The sequence below is a fragment of the Paenibacillus humicola genome, assembly GCF_028826105.1.
Lineage (GTDB): Bacteria > Bacillota > Bacilli > Paenibacillales > Paenibacillaceae > Paenibacillus_Z > Paenibacillus_Z humicola.
Window position 1 is genome coordinate 5,003,972 of sequence record NZ_JAQGPL010000001.1, and the last position, 15,396, is coordinate 5,019,367.

16 protein-coding genes and 1 pseudogene are annotated in these 15,396 nt (G+C 57.9%); 9 read left to right on the forward strand and 8 right to left on the reverse strand.

The window, feature by feature from the left end:
- Positions 1-151: 151 nt before the first annotated feature.
- Genes uxaC through PD282_RS22990 form a run of 3 tightly spaced genes read right to left on the reverse strand, consistent with a single transcriptional unit; the run spans position 152 to position 4,652 of the window.
- Positions 152-1,558, reverse strand: coding sequence for a glucuronate isomerase (uxaC, locus tag PD282_RS22980; protein ID WP_274653533.1), 1,407 nt, complete (start codon positions 1,556-1,558; stop codon positions 152-154).
- 35 nt (positions 1,559-1,593) lie between these two features.
- Positions 1,594-3,159, reverse strand: a complete 1,566-nt coding sequence (locus PD282_RS22985) for a UxaA family hydrolase (protein ID WP_274653535.1) — start codon at positions 3,157-3,159, stop codon at positions 1,594-1,596.
- Positions 3,156-4,652 (reverse strand): tagaturonate reductase, encoded by a 1,497-nt coding sequence (locus PD282_RS22990; protein ID WP_274653537.1) that lies wholly within the window; start codon positions 4,650-4,652, stop codon positions 3,156-3,158. The genes PD282_RS22985 and PD282_RS22990 overlap by 4 nt, the downstream gene beginning before the upstream one ends.
- A 150-nt stretch (positions 4,653-4,802) precedes the next feature.
- Between PD282_RS22990 and PD282_RS22995 the strand changes: the two genes are divergently transcribed.
- The 8 genes and pseudogenes from PD282_RS22995 (at position 4,803) to PD282_RS23025 (ending at position 10,908) form a co-directional block, all read left to right on the forward strand.
- Positions 4,803-5,816 carry a LacI family DNA-binding transcriptional regulator gene (locus tag PD282_RS22995; protein ID WP_274653539.1) on the forward strand — a complete coding sequence of 338 codons (1,014 nt, stop codon included), beginning with the start codon at positions 4,803-4,805 and terminating at the stop codon, positions 5,814-5,816.
- Positions 5,817-5,951: 135 nt separating this feature from the next.
- Positions 5,952-6,263 carry a hypothetical protein gene (locus tag PD282_RS23000; RefSeq protein ID WP_274653541.1) on the forward strand — a complete coding sequence of 104 codons (312 nt, stop codon included), beginning with the start codon at positions 5,952-5,954 and terminating at the stop codon, positions 6,261-6,263.
- A 429-nt stretch (positions 6,264-6,692) separates the two neighbouring features.
- Positions 6,693-7,025 (forward strand): annotated as a pseudogene (locus tag PD282_RS27485) (copper amine oxidase N-terminal domain-containing protein); the annotation flags it as partial.
- A 104-nt stretch (positions 7,026-7,129) separates the two neighbouring features.
- Positions 7,130-7,432 (forward strand): hypothetical protein, encoded by a 303-nt coding sequence (locus tag PD282_RS23005; protein WP_274653543.1) that lies wholly within the window; start codon positions 7,130-7,132, stop codon positions 7,430-7,432.
- Between the two features lie 207 nt (positions 7,433-7,639).
- Positions 7,640-8,476 carry a 5-dehydro-4-deoxy-D-glucuronate isomerase gene (gene kduI, locus PD282_RS23010; protein ID WP_274653545.1) on the forward strand — a complete coding sequence of 279 codons (837 nt, stop codon included), beginning with the start codon at positions 7,640-7,642 and terminating at the stop codon, positions 8,474-8,476.
- A 34-nt stretch (positions 8,477-8,510) separates the two neighbouring features.
- Positions 8,511-9,266, forward strand: a complete 756-nt coding sequence (locus PD282_RS23015; RefSeq protein ID WP_274653547.1) for a DeoR/GlpR family DNA-binding transcription regulator — start codon at positions 8,511-8,513, stop codon at positions 9,264-9,266.
- A gap of 14 nt (positions 9,267-9,280) precedes the next feature.
- Entirely contained in the window at positions 9,281-10,033 is a 753-nt protein-coding gene (gene kduD / locus PD282_RS23020) for a 2-dehydro-3-deoxy-D-gluconate 5-dehydrogenase KduD (RefSeq protein WP_274653549.1), read from the forward strand.
- Positions 10,034-10,068: 35 nt separating this feature from the next.
- The gene (locus tag PD282_RS23025; protein WP_274653551.1) at positions 10,069-10,908 is read left to right on the forward strand and encodes a sugar phosphate isomerase/epimerase family protein; all 840 of its coding nucleotides are present in this window, start codon (positions 10,069-10,071) and stop codon (positions 10,906-10,908) included.
- A gap of 200 nt (positions 10,909-11,108) precedes the next feature.
- Here PD282_RS23025 and PD282_RS23030 read toward each other — a convergent pair whose 3' ends face one another.
- The 5 genes from PD282_RS23030 to PD282_RS23050 all read right to left on the reverse strand — a co-directional run bounded on the left by PD282_RS23030 (position 11,109) and on the right by PD282_RS23050 (position 14,646).
- Entirely contained in the window at positions 11,109-12,002 is an 894-nt protein-coding gene (locus PD282_RS23030; RefSeq protein WP_274653553.1) for a hypothetical protein, read from the reverse strand.
- A gap of 125 nt (positions 12,003-12,127) precedes the next feature.
- Complete coding sequence (locus PD282_RS23035) at positions 12,128-12,655, reverse strand: TetR/AcrR family transcriptional regulator (RefSeq protein ID WP_274653555.1); 528 nt, start codon at positions 12,653-12,655, stop codon at positions 12,128-12,130.
- Between the two features lie 210 nt (positions 12,656-12,865).
- Positions 12,866-13,213, reverse strand: coding sequence for a hypothetical protein (locus PD282_RS23040; RefSeq protein WP_274653557.1), 348 nt, complete (start codon positions 13,211-13,213; stop codon positions 12,866-12,868).
- 229 nt (positions 13,214-13,442) lie between these two features.
- On the reverse strand, positions 13,443-13,904 hold the full coding sequence (locus PD282_RS23045; RefSeq protein ID WP_274653560.1) for a DUF2269 family protein: 462 nt from the start codon (positions 13,902-13,904) through the stop codon (positions 13,443-13,445).
- Between the two features lie 13 nt (positions 13,905-13,917).
- A complete protein-coding gene (locus PD282_RS23050; protein WP_274653562.1) occupies positions 13,918-14,646 on the reverse strand; it encodes an NAD(P)-dependent oxidoreductase in 729 nt (242 codons plus the stop codon).
- Positions 14,647-14,792: 146 nt separating this feature from the next.
- Here PD282_RS23050 and PD282_RS23055 point away from each other — a divergent pair, with 146 nt between their 5' ends.
- The gene (locus PD282_RS23055) at positions 14,793-15,164 is read left to right on the forward strand and encodes a winged helix-turn-helix transcriptional regulator (RefSeq protein WP_274653564.1); all 372 of its coding nucleotides are present in this window, start codon (positions 14,793-14,795) and stop codon (positions 15,162-15,164) included.
- The last annotated feature ends 232 nt before the right edge of the window (positions 15,165-15,396 follow it).

Genomic DNA, 15,396 nt, shown 5'->3' on the forward strand with positions numbered 1-15,396 from the left:
GCAGCGGGGACGGCGGTGCCGCATTTCCGTGGATCGGCTAAAACAGGGGGTTTTCACAAGAGGTAACATTTCCCGATAGGCTTGATCAGAGACGGCAAGCAAAAACCCGGCGCACGTCCGAGGACGGCGCCGGGTACCTGGGGATAATTGGTTAAAACCCGAAATATGCCTTGGCGTTATTGTACGAAATGTCCTGCACCATGCCGCCGAGCAGCTCCATGTCGTGCGGGGCTTCGCCATTCTCCGCCCATTCGCCGAGCAGGTTGCACAGCAGGCGGCGGAAATATTCATGACGCGTGTAGGACAGGAAGCTGCGGGAGTCGGTCAGCATGCCGACGAAGCGGCTGAGGAGACCGACGTTGGCCAGCGCCTTCATCTGGTCCAGCATGCCGTCCTTCGTATCGTTAAACCACCAGGCCGAGCCGAGCTGCATTTTGCCCGGGACGCCTCCGCCTTGGAAGCTGCCCATGACCGCTGCGAGAATGTAATTGTCGTTCGCGTTGAGCGAATACAGGATCGTCTTCGGCAGGGCGTTATCCTGCTCCAGCGAATCGAGCAGCTTCATCAGCGGGAACGCGACGCTGCTGTCGTTAATCGAATCGTAGCCGGTATCCGGGCCGAGCTCGCGGAGCATCCGGGTATTATTGCTGCGCAGCGCATTGATGTGCAGCTGCATCGCCCAGCCCCGCTGTGCGTACTGCGCGCCGAGGAATAACAGCGTGTACGTCTTGTACTTGTTCTCTTCTTCGAAGCTGACGGCGCCTCCCTGCAGCGCTTTGGCGAAAATCGCGGCCGCTTCCTGCTTCGTCGTCTCCGCATACGGCACGAAATCGAGCGCATGGTCGGATACCCGGCAGCCAACCTCATGGAAGAACGAGATCCGCGACTCGATCGCCGCCAGCAGCTTGTCGTAATCGGTAATGCCCGACTGGGTCGCTTCCTCCATCCGCTTCAGCCAGGGCAGGAAGGTCGGACGATTGATCTCAAGCCCTTTGTCCGGACGGAACGACGGGAGCACCTTCGTGTCAAAACCGTCCAGCTTTGCGATGCCGGCGTGATATTCGAGCGAGTCGGCGGGGTCGTCCGTCGTGCAGATGACCTTGACGTTCGATTTCGAAATGAGGTCGCGCGCGGCGAAGCCTCCGGCTTCCATCTGCGCTTTCGTGCTTTCCCAGATCGCCGGCGCCGTCTTCTCGTTAATCAGGTCGTAAATGCCGAAGAAACGCTGCAGCTCCAGGTGCGACCACTGGTACAGCGGATTGCCGAGCGACTGCGGCACCGTTTTCGCCCAGGCGAGGAAACGGTCATAGTCGCTTGCCCCGGGACCGCCGGTCACCAGCTCCTCCGCGAAGCCGGCCGCGCGCATCACTCTCCATTTATAATGATCGCCGTACAGCCAAGCTTCGGTCAAATTGCCGAACCGCTTGTTTTCGTAAATTTCCTGCGGGCTGAGGTGGCAGTGATAATCGATGATCGGCATCGTTTTCGCATAGTCGTGGTACAGTCGAACCGCCGTCTCGTTGTTCAGCAAAAAATTGTCGTCCAGAAAAGCTTTCATTTTCTCGTTCACCTCTGAATTAGAATAAATGATCTTTACAAAATAACGCCGTCCTTGAAAATCGCAATCTCGCGGAAGCCGTTCCGCTCGTTCATCGTCTGCTCCTCACCCGATGCAACGGCCACGATAGCGTCGACCAGCTCTTCGCCGAGCTGCTCCATGCTGCGGTCTTCCAGCAGCCTCCCGGCATTGAAATCGATCCAGTTCCGCTTCTTCTGCGCGAGCTCGCTGTTCGTCGATATTTTCACCGTGGGCACCGGCCCGCCGAACGGCGTTCCCCGGCCCGTCGTAAACAGCACGACATGCGCGCCCGCCGCCGCCAGCGCCGTGACGGAGACGAGGTCGTTGCCCGGCGCCTCCACCAGATTGAGGCCGCTCCGCCCGATCCGCTCGCCGTACGGCCAGACGCCGCTCACCTGCGCACGGCCGCCCTTCTGCGTACAGCCGAGCGACTTTTCCTCCAGCGTGCTGATGCCGCCGTCCTTGTTGCCCGGGGACGGATTCTCGTAAATCTCCTGATTGTGGCGGATAAAATAGTGCTTGAAATCGTTGATCAAATGGACGATTTGGCCGAACACCTCCTCGTCCTGCGCGCGGTTCATCAGAATCGTCTCCGCTCCGAACATTTCGGGGACCTCGGTCAGAATCGCGCTGCCGCCTTCGGCGACGATCCAGTCCGCAACCCGGCCGACAAGCGGGTTGGCCGTGATGCCAGAGAGGCCGTCCGAGCCGCCGCATTTCAGGCCGATTCTCAGCTTGGAGACGGGAACCGGCCCGCGCTTAAACCGCTCCGCATACCGGACAAGCTGCTCCAGCAGCTCCAAGCCTTCCTCCAGCTCGTCCTCGGCCTCCTGCGATTTCAGGAACAAGACGCGCCCTTCGGGAACGCCGCCGATCGCCTGCTTGAACGACTCGATCTGGTTGTTCTCGCAGCCGAGACCGACGACGAGCACGCCGGCCGCATTCGGATGGCGCACAAGCGAAGCAAGCAGCTTCTGCGTATACGTCAGATCGTCGCCAAGCTGCGAGCAGCCGAACGGATGCGCGAAATGGTACACGCCGTCCACCCGCCCGCCGAACCGGGACGAACCCATCCGAGCAAGCGTCTCGCACGTCTTGTTGATACAGCCGACCGTGTTGACGATCCAAATTTCGTTGCGGATGCCCGCCTCGCCGTTTTCCCGGATATATCCCTGGAACGTCCGCTCCGCGCCCGGCTTCGGAACGACGGCGGGAGGAACCGGTTCGTACGTATAGTCGATCATTCCCTTCAGCCCGGTGCCGATATTGTGCGTATGCAACCAGCTGCCCGGCTGGAGGTCGTCCTTCGCGACGCCGATCGAATAGCCGAATTTGAGGATATGCTCGCCCTGCCGGACCGGCTTCGTCAGCAGCTTGTGTCCTTTGGGCACTTCGTCGAGTACGGTGACGATCCGGCTTCCTTCGGCTTGCGAAAATTCGGCCGCCTCGGTTGAACCGGCGTCAACTCCGGCGGCGGCTGCGGCACCCGGCCCGCCGAGATCGATCGTTTCTCCCGGCGCCAGCGTCCGCAGCGCCACGACGACATGGTCGCTCGGATGAAGCCGTATCCAATCGTTCATCGCTGCCTCCGCTCCATTGCCGTCAAAAATTCCGCCACGGTGTCCGCCAGGCCGCCGATGCGCGTCAAGTCCGTTCCCCAAATCGCCTCGTTTCCGAGCAGCGCCGCTGCCATATCCGCGGCCGAAGCGCCGCGGTCCGCAGCCGCCCAGGCGGCTTCAAACTCGCCGAGCACGGCCGTGTCGTCGCGCACGGCGTAGCTGCCGCCGAGCAGGTTCCGGCCCTCAAAGCCGTTCTCCGTCCGCTTCACCTTGTACAGGCGAAGCAGTCCGGCCAGCGCCTGCGCAATGCGCCGCGGAACCGCGCCGCGCTGCTCCGCGTACGACTCCAGCGTCGGCAGCAGCCGCGCTTTGAACTTGCTCACGCCGTTCATCGAAATATCCGCAAGCCTGTGGTGCAGGTACGGATTGCGGAAACGGTCGTACGTTTGCCGGGCGTAGCTCATCAGCTCCTCGCGGTCCAGCGGCACGGCCGGTACGATTTCCTCCTCGACCGCGCCGGTGATGAAAGGCCCGAGCTCGGGATGCTCCATCGCTTCCCGGACGCTTTCGATCCCGTTCAGCAGCCCGAGCGGCGTCATGAGCGAATGCGCCCCGTTCAGAATGCGCACCTTGCGCAGCTGAAACGGCTTCAGATCGTCCACCCAGTGGACGTTCAGCCCCGCTTTGCGCAGCGGCAGCAGCTCGTCCATGCCGGCTTCGGCCTCGATCGCCCAAATGTAATACGGCTCGGCCGTAATAAGCAGCGGGTCTTCGTAGCCGAGCCCGTCCTGCAGCTCCCCGGCGGCTTCCTCTCCCGGATGGCCGGGCACGATCCGGTCCACCAGACCGTTCAAAAACCGGCAGCTTTCTTCCGCCCAGCGCACAAACCCGGCCGGCAGTCCCCAATCCGCCGCATACCGCAGCACGCATCGCTTCAGCTCGTCGCCGTTGCGTTCGAGCAGCTCGCACGGCAGCATGACGAGCCCTTTGTCCGCCGCGCCGCCGAAATGCTCGTACCGCTTGTGCAGCAGCGCCGTCAGCTTGCCCGGAAACGAATGCACAGGCTCGCCCGGGCCGTAACGCTCCGGCGAATAGGCAAGCCCCGCCTCCGTCGTATTCGAGACGACGAACTGCAGACTCGGCAGCTCCGCCAGCGCAAGAAAACGCTGCCATTCCTCGTAAGGGTCGATCGCTTCCGAGAAGACCGTCACCCGTTCGCTGCGGTTTACCTGCTCTCCGCTTTCCAGCCCGCGAACGACAAGCGTATACAGCCCGTCCTGGCGCCGGATCGCGTCCAGCTTCGCCTTCCCGGCTGCGCGCGGCTGCGTGACCGCGACGCTGCCGTCATAAACGCCTTGCTTTCGGCATTCATGGAGCATCCAGTCGACGAACCCGCGCAAAAAATTGCCTTCCCCGATCTGCAGCACCGTCACCGGGCTCCGGCGCATCGCCTCGTACCGGCTGCGCTCCTCGCCTTCCAGTAAGGCGCCCGTCAATAAGGGCCGCTCTCCCATTCCCGAATTTCCTCCTCATGAATAACAACGTTGTTATTTTTGGATTATAGGCCAAAATCCGCATAATTACAATGATTATTTTAGATTCACGGATTGATAATTACATCGCTTTCCGATAATATGGAGTGAAAGATTCGGGGGGAAGATCGGATGGGCATAACCATTAAAGACATCGCGCGCTACGTCGGCGTCAGCTACTCGACCGTCGCCAAGGCGCTGAACGGAAGTCCGCTCGTCAAAGACGATACTCGGGAGAAAATCGTGCAGGCGGCACGCAGGCTCGGCTATAAGCCGAATTTCGCGGCAAGGAGCCTCGTGACCAAGAAAACGGGGATGATCGGCGTCGTCTGGCCGACGGTCGAACGGACCGCGCTGACCGCGCTGCTGAACGAGATCCATCGCGAGCTGCAGAAGCGGGGACTGACGATGCTGCTGTCGATCCTGGTCGGGCAGGAGGCGATCCAGCTGTTCGAGCGGCTGCAGGTCGACGGCATTCTGCTGTTCGAGAACGAGCTGGAGCCGTCCGTTCCGCTTGCTCCGCCGGCCGGCATTCCGCTCTTGTCCATCGGCAAGCCGGACAACATGGCCGTGCCTTACGTCGACCTCGGCCGGAAGCAGGCGATCCGGCTGGCGGTCTCCCGGCTGGCCGAGCAAGCCGTTACCGATATCGCCTATGTCGGCTTTCAGGGCGCGTCGACCCAGCAGGCCGACAAATATCTCGGCTTCGTCGAAGAAATGCTTGAGCGGAAGCTGCCGCTGAACCAGGACTGGATCGTGCGCACGGAGAGCTCGAACTGGGAGCAGGGCTACACGGCCGCCAAGCGGCTGCTGGCCGGTCCGCGGCGCCCGCAGGCCGTCATCACCGGCGGCTTCGATTTGACGGGCGGCATCCTGAGGGCGCTGCAGGAATCGGGCGTGCGCGTGCCCGGCGACATGGCGCTGATCGGTTACGACAACATCCCGCACATGGAGCGGCTCGAAGTGCCCGTTTCCGCCGTCGGCGCTCCTGTCGCCCGCATCGCCGCGGAGACGGTCGGGCTGCTGCAGCGGCTGCTTTCGCCGGAGGATGCCGCGGAGGACGGAGGCTTCCCGGGCCGCCCGGCGAGCGTGGCGCTCGAGCCCGAATTCGCCGGCCGCCGGTCGACTCGGGACGAGGCGGTATAACCCGGCGCAGCCCGCCGGCAGGCGCTGTACTTGCGTCACGAACGGCCTTGGTGAAGCTTCGCGGATGCCGGAATGTAAGCACTATGGTTTCACGATCGGCCGGTCCAGGAGCATAGACTGTTTCCCGGCGGCACCATGATCAATCGATTCAGAGTAAAAGCTGCAGCCCGCGGTTTCACGATCAATAGATTCAGAGTAAAAGCTGCGTGCCGGCGGCTTGTGATCAATCCATTTCCGCAGCAACAGATCCAGAGTAAAAGCTGCATCCCGGCGTTTTTAATTCACTTTTTTATGGCTTTGCAATTGCTCGATTTGAACCTCAAGACGGGCTATTTTTTCTTCCATCCGTTTCATTCTTTTGAAGCAGCTCACAATAATTACGATTACCAAGACCAAAAAAAACAAAGCTTAAAAGCTGCGAAATGGCAGTTCCCCATTCCATCCTAAAATCAGTCCTTCCAAGGATAAATTTCAATAAATCCTATAATGAAACCCCTCATCTGTAAAGAATGCAAGAAATAACTATTCCTGCGCAACTTTAAATGCCGCGAGCTTGTACATAAACGAAGACACATAAAGTGTTTGGTGCGGGAAAACGTACAGAGGTTTAACTCAACAAGGAAATATTTTAGGGAAACAAAATCCTACCGATTGTAAAAAAATTACATTAAACCTCTTATATGTAATCATATAGAAAGACCATCGGTGGAGAGGATAAAACTATGAAAAAATTATTTTTATGCCTGCTGTCAGTTGTATTTTTACTAACAAGCGCTTCTACCGTCTTTGCGGCAAGTACAAAACCAGGTTCTGCTCAGGGCCTTCCCATGACGGTAATTATAAACGGAAGTTTTAGCAGCTCCAGAATACAAGCCTGTCATTATCGCCAATCGTTCACTCCTACCTATTCGAATATTATCTTCTCTCGGCTTGATCTACAATTATAATAAAACAACAAAACAAGTCACTATTGCCAATCCTAAGACAAATGATGTACTAAAGCTGCTTATCGATACAAATGCTGCCTATAAAAACGATACACCTGTTTCTCTCGATGTTCCTGTTCACATTATGAATGGTTTGACGATGGTTCCCATTCGGTTTATAACCGAGCAATTTTCCTTGAATTTGAATTACCAGCCGGAACGAGACATGTTGTTTCTTGAAACCACAGATTACAAACCACAACAAAACCGTCCGATACCTTAGCTGAAAAACGAAGACAAGCGCTTCTCCTTCCATGGACATACAAAAGCTTCAAACCGCTTCCAGAAGCTTTGCAACCGTTTCATACGGGCTACGGTTACTTTTTTATGCCGAATGATGCTTCAGCTTACTTCTATAACGGAGGAAATGCGATTTCATATATTAAAATCCATGATGGAATGGCAGAGGTGGTATGGCAAGCTATCTATTCAGCCGTTGGAAATAGTTATCGTTCAGAAGCAGGGATCCATCAAAATTTAAATGACTTCCCTGGTTTGCTTGCTTTCTATCGAGAAAGTACAGGCCTTATAAGCTACGGTACCATTCTAGGGGATTCAAGCTTGCGGAAAACTTACACTAGTGATTTATACACAGACATTATCCAGCCTAATGAAAAAGACAGCCAATAATTCATTAATCATCATATAGAAGGAGGGGGCTTCCCCTCCTTTTGTATCGCCTCGGCGCTAACAGCGGGCTTAAGCAGCTCATTCAACACTGAATTCCCGCTCGCCTTTTCCAAATTTTCTCTTGTATTCAAACCGATTATGGATTAATTTAAACCTGTAATGAACTTATATGAACCCATATGAACCTAAAAGGAGCGCTGTGCAAAAATGGACATTCGTTATGCCTCTCATCCCCGCGAGGTGAAACAGTTCGACACCGCCCGTCTGCGCGAGGAATTTCTGATTGAGCGTTTGTTCGAGACGGACCGGCTCACGCTGGTATACTCGCACACGGACCGTTTCGTCGTCGGCGGGGCGCTGCCCGTTCGCGAGCCGGTGCGGCTGGAAGCGGATAAACAGGAGATGGGCTCGGATTTCTTCCTCGAGCGCCGCGAAATCGGCATCATCAACGTCGGCGGCAAAGGCACGGTGACCGTGGACGGAGCCGCTTACGACATGGAGACGAAGGACGGCCTGTATATCGGCCTCGGAGCGAAGGACGTGCAGTTTGCAAGCGCGGATCCGGCCGCCCCCGCCCGCTTTTACCTGAACTCCACGCCTGCCCACAAAACGTACCCGACCGTAAAAATCGCCATCGGCGACGCGTCGCCGCGGCACCTGGGAAGCCTGGAGCAGTCGAACGAGCGCACGATCTACCGCTACATCCTTCCCGGCGGCGTCGAAAGCTGTCAGCTGGTCATGGGCATGACGCTGCTGAAGCCGGGCAGCATGTGGAACACGATGCCGTGCCATACGCACAACCGGCGCTCGGAGGTTTATTTCTATTTCGATATGCCGGAAGCGGAAGGCACCGTATTTCATTTCATGGGCGAGCCGCAGGAGACGCGCCATTTGGTCGTCCGCAACGAGCAGGCCGTCATTTCGCCGAGCTGGTCGATCCACTCCGGCGTCGGCGCGAACAGCTATACGTTCATCTGGGGAATGGGCGGCGAAAATCAAATCTTCGACGACATGGACGCCGTCGCCATGAAGGATTTAAAATAATCGGTATACTCCATTCAGAAACGGAAGAGTGCCGATGAACCCCCTACGCAGACATGAACAAATCATGGAAATGCTGCTTGCGCAAAAGGAAATCAGCGTCGGCGAGCTGAGCGAGCGGCTGCAGGTCACGGGCAAAACGGTCCGCGAGGATCTGGCCAAGCTCGAAGCGAAAGGACTGCTCGTCCGCGTGCACGGCGGAGCGGTGCTCGCCCAGATCGACCAGCTCGGCCTTCTGCCCGGCAGGGAGCCGAACGTGAAGCACGCCGCCGAGAAGGCGGAGATCGGCGAGCGGGCGCTGCGCTATATCGAGCCGGGCGACATCATCGCGCTCGACGGCGGCAGCACGACGCTGGAGATTGCGCGGCGGCTCGACAACCGCCCGCTCACGGTCGTGACAAACGACCTGCACATCATCGCCGAGCTTGTGCGCAAGGACGAGATCCGGCTCGTCGTGCCGGGCGGCACGCGTATCCGCAACATGCTGGCCGGGCCGGAAGCCGCCGCGTTCGTGAAAGGCTTGAATATCCGCAAGGCGTTCCTGTCCGCGACCGGCGTTCATCCGGAATACGGATTTACGATTTATACGGGCGATCTCATCGCTTTCAAGCGGGCGCTGATCGAAACGAGCGGCACGGTATACGCCGTCGCCGACCATTATAAATTCGGACAGTGCGCGCTGCGCACCTTCGCGGCGGTTACGGAAGTATCGAAGCTGATCACCGACGGCGGACTGCCGCCCGAAACGGCGGAGCGGTTCCGCAAGGCGGGGGTAGAGGTTGAATATGAATAGGGAGGCTTCCCGCTATGAATTTGTTTGACTTATCCGGCAAAACGGCGCTGGTCACCGGCGCGTCCGGCGGCCTGGGCCGGGCGATGGCCGTCGGCTTTGCCGAAGCCGGCGCCAATGTTGTCGCCGTGGCGTCCTCCGAAAGCGCCGAAACGGTCGAAGCCATCCGTGCCAAAGGCGGACGCGCGGAGCTGATCGCGGCCGACCTGCGGAACGAGGATGTGCTGGAGGACGTCGTGGAGAACGCGGCGGGCTTTTTCGGCGGCATCGACATTCTCGTCAACAATGCGGGCATTATCCGCCGCACGCCGGCTGCGAATCACAGCCGCGAGGATTGGCACGAGGTGATCGGGCTGAATCTGAACGCGGTCTTTTTCCTGTGCCAGCTGGCCGGACAGCGCATGCTTGACCGGGGCAGCGGCAAAATCATCAACATCGCGTCGATGCTTTCGTTTCAAGGCGGCATCAACGTGCCCGGCTATACGGCGAGCAAGCACGGTGTAACCGGCATTACGAAAGCGCTTGCGAACGAATGGGCCGGCCGCGGCATTCAGGTGAACGCCATCGCTCCGGGCTACATGAAGACGAACAACACGGCGCCGATCCTCGCGGACGAGAACCGTTACCGGTCGATCACCGAACGCATTCCCGCCGGACGATGGGGAACGCCGGAGGATTTGGTCGGTCCGGCCATTTTCCTCGCTTCCTCCGCATCGGATTATATGAACGGCCACGTCCTGTGCGTGGACGGCGGCTGGATGGCCCGATAATCCCGGATCCACGGAACCAAGAAAGGACGATGTATATGGGAATCGGCACGCTGGCGCACACCGTCGGCAGACTGCCGCTTGAGGAGCTGACCGAACGGCTGAAAGGCAGCGGCATCGACTTCGTCCAGCTCGCGCTGTCCAAGGCGATCGCCGACATCGATACCGGTCCCGGCAGGCTGAGCCCGGGGCTGGCGAATGCGATTGCCGAACGTTTTGCGCGCGCGGGCATTCGTATCGGCGTCCTCGGCTGCTATATCAACCCGGTTCATCCGGACCCGGAGCGGCGCCGGCTGGAAATCGCGCGCTTCAAGGAGCATCTCCGCTTCGCGCGCGATTTCGGCGCCCCGATCGTCGCCACGGAGACCGGCGATCTGCGGACATTCGCCGGGGCGGACCCTGAGCGGTACGAGGAGCTCGGCTGGGAAGCGCTGCGAAGGTCGGCCGAGGAGCTTGCCGAGGAAGCCGAGAAACGCGGCGTGTTCGTCGGCATCGAGCCGGCCGCCCCGCATACGCTTTCGACGCCGGACAAGGCGGCCCGTCTGCTGACGGAGGTGCCGTCGCCGAATGTCGGCATCGTGCTCGACCCGGTCAATCTCCTGTCGCCGGACAATTTCGGCGAGCAGGACGCCGTCGTCAACCGCGCCTTCGAGCTGCTCGGCGACCGCATTGTGCTCGCCCACTTGAAGGATGCGCAGCCCGGCGGGGACGGGCGGCTGCTGCAGGTTCCGGCCGGCGGCGGCGCGTTCCGGACGGAACGGTTTCTGCGCAAGCTGCAGGCGCATAAACCGCTCGTCGACATCTCGCTCGAATGCCTGACCGGCGAGACGATCGGGCCGGCGGTACAGCGCGTGAAGGCGATGACCGCCGCACTGTAACGGCAAAAGCGCGGCGGGATCGCATGCCCGCCGCGTTTTGTATTGGCCGCGGCTGCGGGCCGCAAGCCGCCTGCGCGCGCCGCATGGCTTCGGCTTCGCCGCCGTGCCTGTGCGGCGCTCAGCCGCCGCCCGGCCGCGGATGCGCTGAGCCGCCGCGTGCCCGGCGCCCGGCCCGCGCAGCTTTGCGCCGGACCGGGCCGTTAACGCCGAAAGCCGGCGTCGGACTGCGCCGCTGCCGGCTTCAGCAGCTCCGCCGCGGCGGCGATCGCCGTGCCGAGCCAGACGGCCAGCATCACGCCGGCGGCGACCGGCAGCGCCGTCCATTCGAATACGGTATGCCCGAGCGCGGTTTGCACGAACAGCAGCGCCATGGCAGCCATCCAGGCGATGCCGCCGATGTGGAGGCGCAGCCGCGCCGTTTTGACTCCGGTCAATGCCCTTTCCGGCAGCCACCCGAGCAGCGGGAGCGCCTGAAGCGCATGGAAGCTGAGCCCGTGAAGCACGATCAGGTTGCCGGACATCCCCGTATACCGGCTCTGCATGATAATCATCCACGTTCCGGCCGCGAAAGCAAACAGCAGCGAAAGAAACGCATACCGGATACCGAGTGCGACGAGCGGGCGCTCATGCGGCTGTCTCGGGCGAAAATAAGCCGCGGCCAGCAGCAGCGTGACAACCACAATCAGTATCGCTTCCAGACCGAACAAGCCGCCCGCGATGGAATCGCCGACCGTTCCAACCTTCGTGAACCGCGGATTGATGCCGCGAAAATGCTGGATCGTCTCCACCGCATAACCGTACAGGAGCGAAGCGGCATAGAATAGGCGGAACCTTTTCCGTGCGCGGGGGCTGAGGGAAGCCAGCGGCAGAATCGCCGCGATCGAAATCGCGAATATCCCAATCGCCGCATCGAACGAGAAGGCTCTGCTTACGTCGCCTTCCGGCAATACAACCGCACCGTAACGCAGCACGTAGACGCCGGCAAACGCAGCCAGCGCAAAGCCGAGCAGACCGATAAGGACCAGCCATTTTTCCCCTTCGAACAGTTTCATTTTCCGATTGGACGCCGCAGCGCCGTTGTTCTCCATAGCCATGAACAATCATCCCCTTCCTTTTCTATTATTGATTGATAAATAAATACCTGTCCCGATAAAAGGACAGCCTTTACTGTCCTCCTTCGATCCGATATGTTTATCGCTTCCCGCACTTCAGATGCCCGTCACTCCGGCTGCGCGGCTTTGTGATTGCACCAAAGGAGCCGCGGCAGCTCCAGCACCTCCGACTGCGCAATCAGGAGACCGGTCCCCATAAATTGACTGGCCGCCTCTCTCACGTTCGGCACTCGGGCCTGTTCGAATTTAGCGACGACCTCATCGTAAATCATGCCGAATTTTTCCCGGACGACCGCGCGGATTCCCGGCTCGGCGATCGTGTACGCCTGCATCAGCAGCAAAATCTCGTCGCGATGGGTACTCATAATTTGCAAAAACGCATTCCCCATCGTATCCATCAGCCGGTCCGCCGGCGCTTCGATGCGGTTGAAGATTTCGCAGATTCGTCCTGCCGCCCGGGTTACGACCGCGTTAAACAGCTCTTCTTTATTTCGGAAAAAATGAAACACGTACGGCTGCGTCACACCTGCACCGGCGGCCACCATTGCCGTTGTCGCCTTGTAATATCCCTTTTCCGCGAAAATCCCCACGGCGTTGTCAATGATCAGTTCTTTCCGGTCTTCGCGGACAACCATCGTCGTCCTCCTTATATTTTATTTATTGATTAATAAATAAAATATAAGGGAATAAATGGCGACCGTCAAGCGGAAAATTGTTGTCTGCTTCCTGCTCCATTTGACAATTAAAAGGATTCGGAATGCTCTGGCATCCTCTCGACACGTCCATTATCCAGGCCGAATCCTGCAGGAAGTGGAGTTGAGTCCGTACTTTTCCGGATGTAGCGGTCAGCGGGACATTTTTTCCAGGATAAGGTCTCTGGTTTCCTCCGGGTTCTCCGTCTGGAACACGACCTTGCCAAATTTATGATCCGTTAATTCCAGAACGATGACATGGTTATGATTCTCATAGGAAATGAAGCACCAACGATCGCCGATCAGGAAGCGTCCCTCTCGTATGTCCGCAATCGAGGCACCGATCCTGAATTTCAGCATGGACACTTGAAAATCCTCGACAGTCACACTCCGGATCGACGAATAAGGCACTTCGATCTCCTTTTTCAAAGCAGCGGCGACAGTCAGTCCAGTGAGATGAAGAATGAGCTTTTCTTCAGTAAGTTCAATCGACCGCGACATCTTTGCAGCCTCCTTTCATGATGTCAATAAGACGTACAGCCCCTCCGTTTTGTTCATACCGCCCGGAAATAAAATGAAGAAGCCGCAAATCGGCATGCCCCGATCGATATTAAATCAAGCGTCTGTTTGACCCCATGAGGCGATCGCGTCAGAGGAAAGAGAATGTGCTTGTGCATCCCGGCTATGAACAGATGGGCAAATGCTCCCGATCGGGCAGGGCGTCCGGCCTTTAAAATGGTTTCATCACCATAAATACGACGATGATCATCATCATCAGCTGTGCCGCCGATTCAAGCGGCGCGATTTTTTTCATAGCTTGCGCGAACTCGGCGGGTACTTCATCCCCCTGCCCTTGACTTTCAGATACGATCCGCGCGATCTTATTGATGCGGGGTTCGATGCATGCGTCAATGACGACAACCATGAGCAGCGATAAAAGAATGGATAGATTCAGCCACAGCTGGGTTAACCCCATCTTCGCTATGATCATGAGCCAAACCCCGGTGATAATCAGCACGGCTCCGCCAATTTTCGGCACCCAGGCAAGCTTGGCCGTGATGTCCAAAGCAAAGCGCGCCTGGACGGCGGTTTTGGCGGATCTTCGGATGACGGGCGCCACAAAAGCAGGCCCGATTACGGTTATCGCCGCAAAAAGATGAAAAACGAGCAGCCAGCCAAATGAACCGACCATTTCTTCTCCCTCCTCAGCGCAGCGGCAATTCGCTCCGGTAGGCAAGGCCGACTCTTTTCCCTTTAAACGGCCCTCCGGTCTCGATATGATTTAACATCCAATTCGCCACATCATCGTAAGTGACATCCAGCTCCTGAAACCGGCTGAATAAGTGACCGGCTATTTCAGCCTCGGAAAATTCCCGTATCGTCTCCGGAATGGGCACCGGCAAAATTTCCGTTGTCACATGCAGCCGAACCGGCGCCGATTGCCCGATCGAATCAAGCATGGTTCCCGGACACATCACAGACCAATCGAGCCGAGTCCGCTGCAGCCGTTCGAAATTTTTGTTATGCGTTTTATACATGGGCGGGAAACCGGGCAAATGGTTGCCGATGAGATCGGTATAAGGAATATCCAGCAGGCCGGCGCCTCCCATTAACCAAACCCGCCCCGCAAAGCTTGGCTGGTTCTCGCACTGGCTTACAATATTGTCGACGATACGGACGAATTCTTCTCCCTGGCCCGCGTTGCCGGCTGCAATAACGGCGGCGTCTTGATTCGAAAGCGCCTCACATACGCTTGCCGGATCCAGGATGTCCCGAACGATCACCTTCACCTGCCGCATCGTATGCTCGCCTTGCTGCTCGTACAGCTTCTCGGGGCTGCGAACGAATGCCGTCATTTCGTGTCCCATTTTAACGCCCTGCGCCAGCACTCTTCGTCCTGTATTTCCCGTTGCTCCGAAAACGATGATTTTCATCGTCCTTTTCCCTCTTTCTACGTATGCTCAAAATTTCCATCCCTGGATTGACTTAAGCATAGCATCGCTCTAAAATCTTGATAAGAACCCACTATTTTGTAGGGTACTTACTTGAAAGTAAGCCTTGAGCGGGGAGGGATATGTTGTTGATCCGTGCAGAGATTGAGGAACGGAAATGCCCGATCGAGACGGTGATTCAAATTTTAGGCGGGAAATGGAAGCCATTAATCATCTGGCATTTGCTCGACTCCGCCAAAAGGTTCAGCGAACTGGAGAAGCGGATTCCCGAGGTAACGCAGAAGATGCTGTCGCAGCATCTTCGGGAGCTGGAGAACGACAGGCTGGTAACACGAACGATTTATCCTTCGGTCCCTCCAAAAGTGGAATACGAGCTGAACGAATATGGCCGGACGCTGGTCCCGGTGTTGGAAGTCATGTGCCAATGGGGTGAAAATCATAACGGGGCGGGCTTAAAGCCGGCTGCCCAGCAGCCCGCAAGTCCGCTGTCTGTTCCTTAACATACAAAGCCGGCTGCTGCGGCAGTCCGTTTCAATTCTCTTTCTCGTTTCCCGATACACTCCGAATCGAATCCTTCAAACACGCCTGTCGCCGCACATGCCAATGACCCCGGCAAGCATTCCTGCCGAGGTCAAAGGGCATGCGGTGCAAGCCGTATAGGCTTACCGCCCCGCGAAGTCCGATATTACATGCAATGATGCCTTAAATTTTCGTGTCTTCGAAGTGCCTGCC

Excerpts from the sequence above, each read along its gene's own strand:
- uxaC (WP_274653533.1), bottom strand. The coding sequence starts at position 1,558 with ATGAAAGCTTTTCTGGACGACAATTTTTTGCTGAACAACGAGACGGCG.
- PD282_RS22985 (WP_274653535.1), bottom strand. The coding sequence starts at position 3,159 with ATGAACGATTGGATACGGCTTCATCCGAGCGACCATGTCGTCGTGGCG.
- PD282_RS22990 (WP_274653537.1), bottom strand. The coding sequence starts at position 4,652 with ATGGGAGAGCGGCCCTTATTGACGGGCGCCTTACTGGAAGGCGAGGAG.
- PD282_RS22995 (WP_274653539.1), top strand. The coding sequence starts at position 4,803 with ATGGGCATAACCATTAAAGACATCGCGCGCTACGTCGGCGTCAGCTAC.
- PD282_RS23000 (WP_274653541.1), top strand. The coding sequence starts at position 5,952 with ATGATCAATCGATTCAGAGTAAAAGCTGCAGCCCGCGGTTTCACGATC.
- PD282_RS23005 (WP_274653543.1), top strand. The coding sequence starts at position 7,130 with ATGCCGAATGATGCTTCAGCTTACTTCTATAACGGAGGAAATGCGATT.
- kduI (WP_274653545.1), top strand. The coding sequence starts at position 7,640 with ATGGACATTCGTTATGCCTCTCATCCCCGCGAGGTGAAACAGTTCGAC.
- PD282_RS23015 (WP_274653547.1), top strand. The coding sequence starts at position 8,511 with ATGAACCCCCTACGCAGACATGAACAAATCATGGAAATGCTGCTTGCG.
- kduD (WP_274653549.1), top strand. The coding sequence starts at position 9,281 with ATGAATTTGTTTGACTTATCCGGCAAAACGGCGCTGGTCACCGGCGCG.
- PD282_RS23025 (WP_274653551.1), top strand. The coding sequence starts at position 10,069 with ATGGGAATCGGCACGCTGGCGCACACCGTCGGCAGACTGCCGCTTGAG.
- PD282_RS23030 (WP_274653553.1), bottom strand. The coding sequence starts at position 12,002 with ATGGCTATGGAGAACAACGGCGCTGCGGCGTCCAATCGGAAAATGAAA.
- PD282_RS23035 (WP_274653555.1), bottom strand. The coding sequence starts at position 12,655 with ATGGTTGTCCGCGAAGACCGGAAAGAACTGATCATTGACAACGCCGTG.
- PD282_RS23040 (WP_274653557.1), bottom strand. The coding sequence starts at position 13,213 with ATGTCGCGGTCGATTGAACTTACTGAAGAAAAGCTCATTCTTCATCTC.
- PD282_RS23045 (WP_274653560.1), bottom strand. The coding sequence starts at position 13,904 with ATGGTCGGTTCATTTGGCTGGCTGCTCGTTTTTCATCTTTTTGCGGCG.
- PD282_RS23050 (WP_274653562.1), bottom strand. The coding sequence starts at position 14,646 with ATGAAAATCATCGTTTTCGGAGCAACGGGAAATACAGGACGAAGAGTG.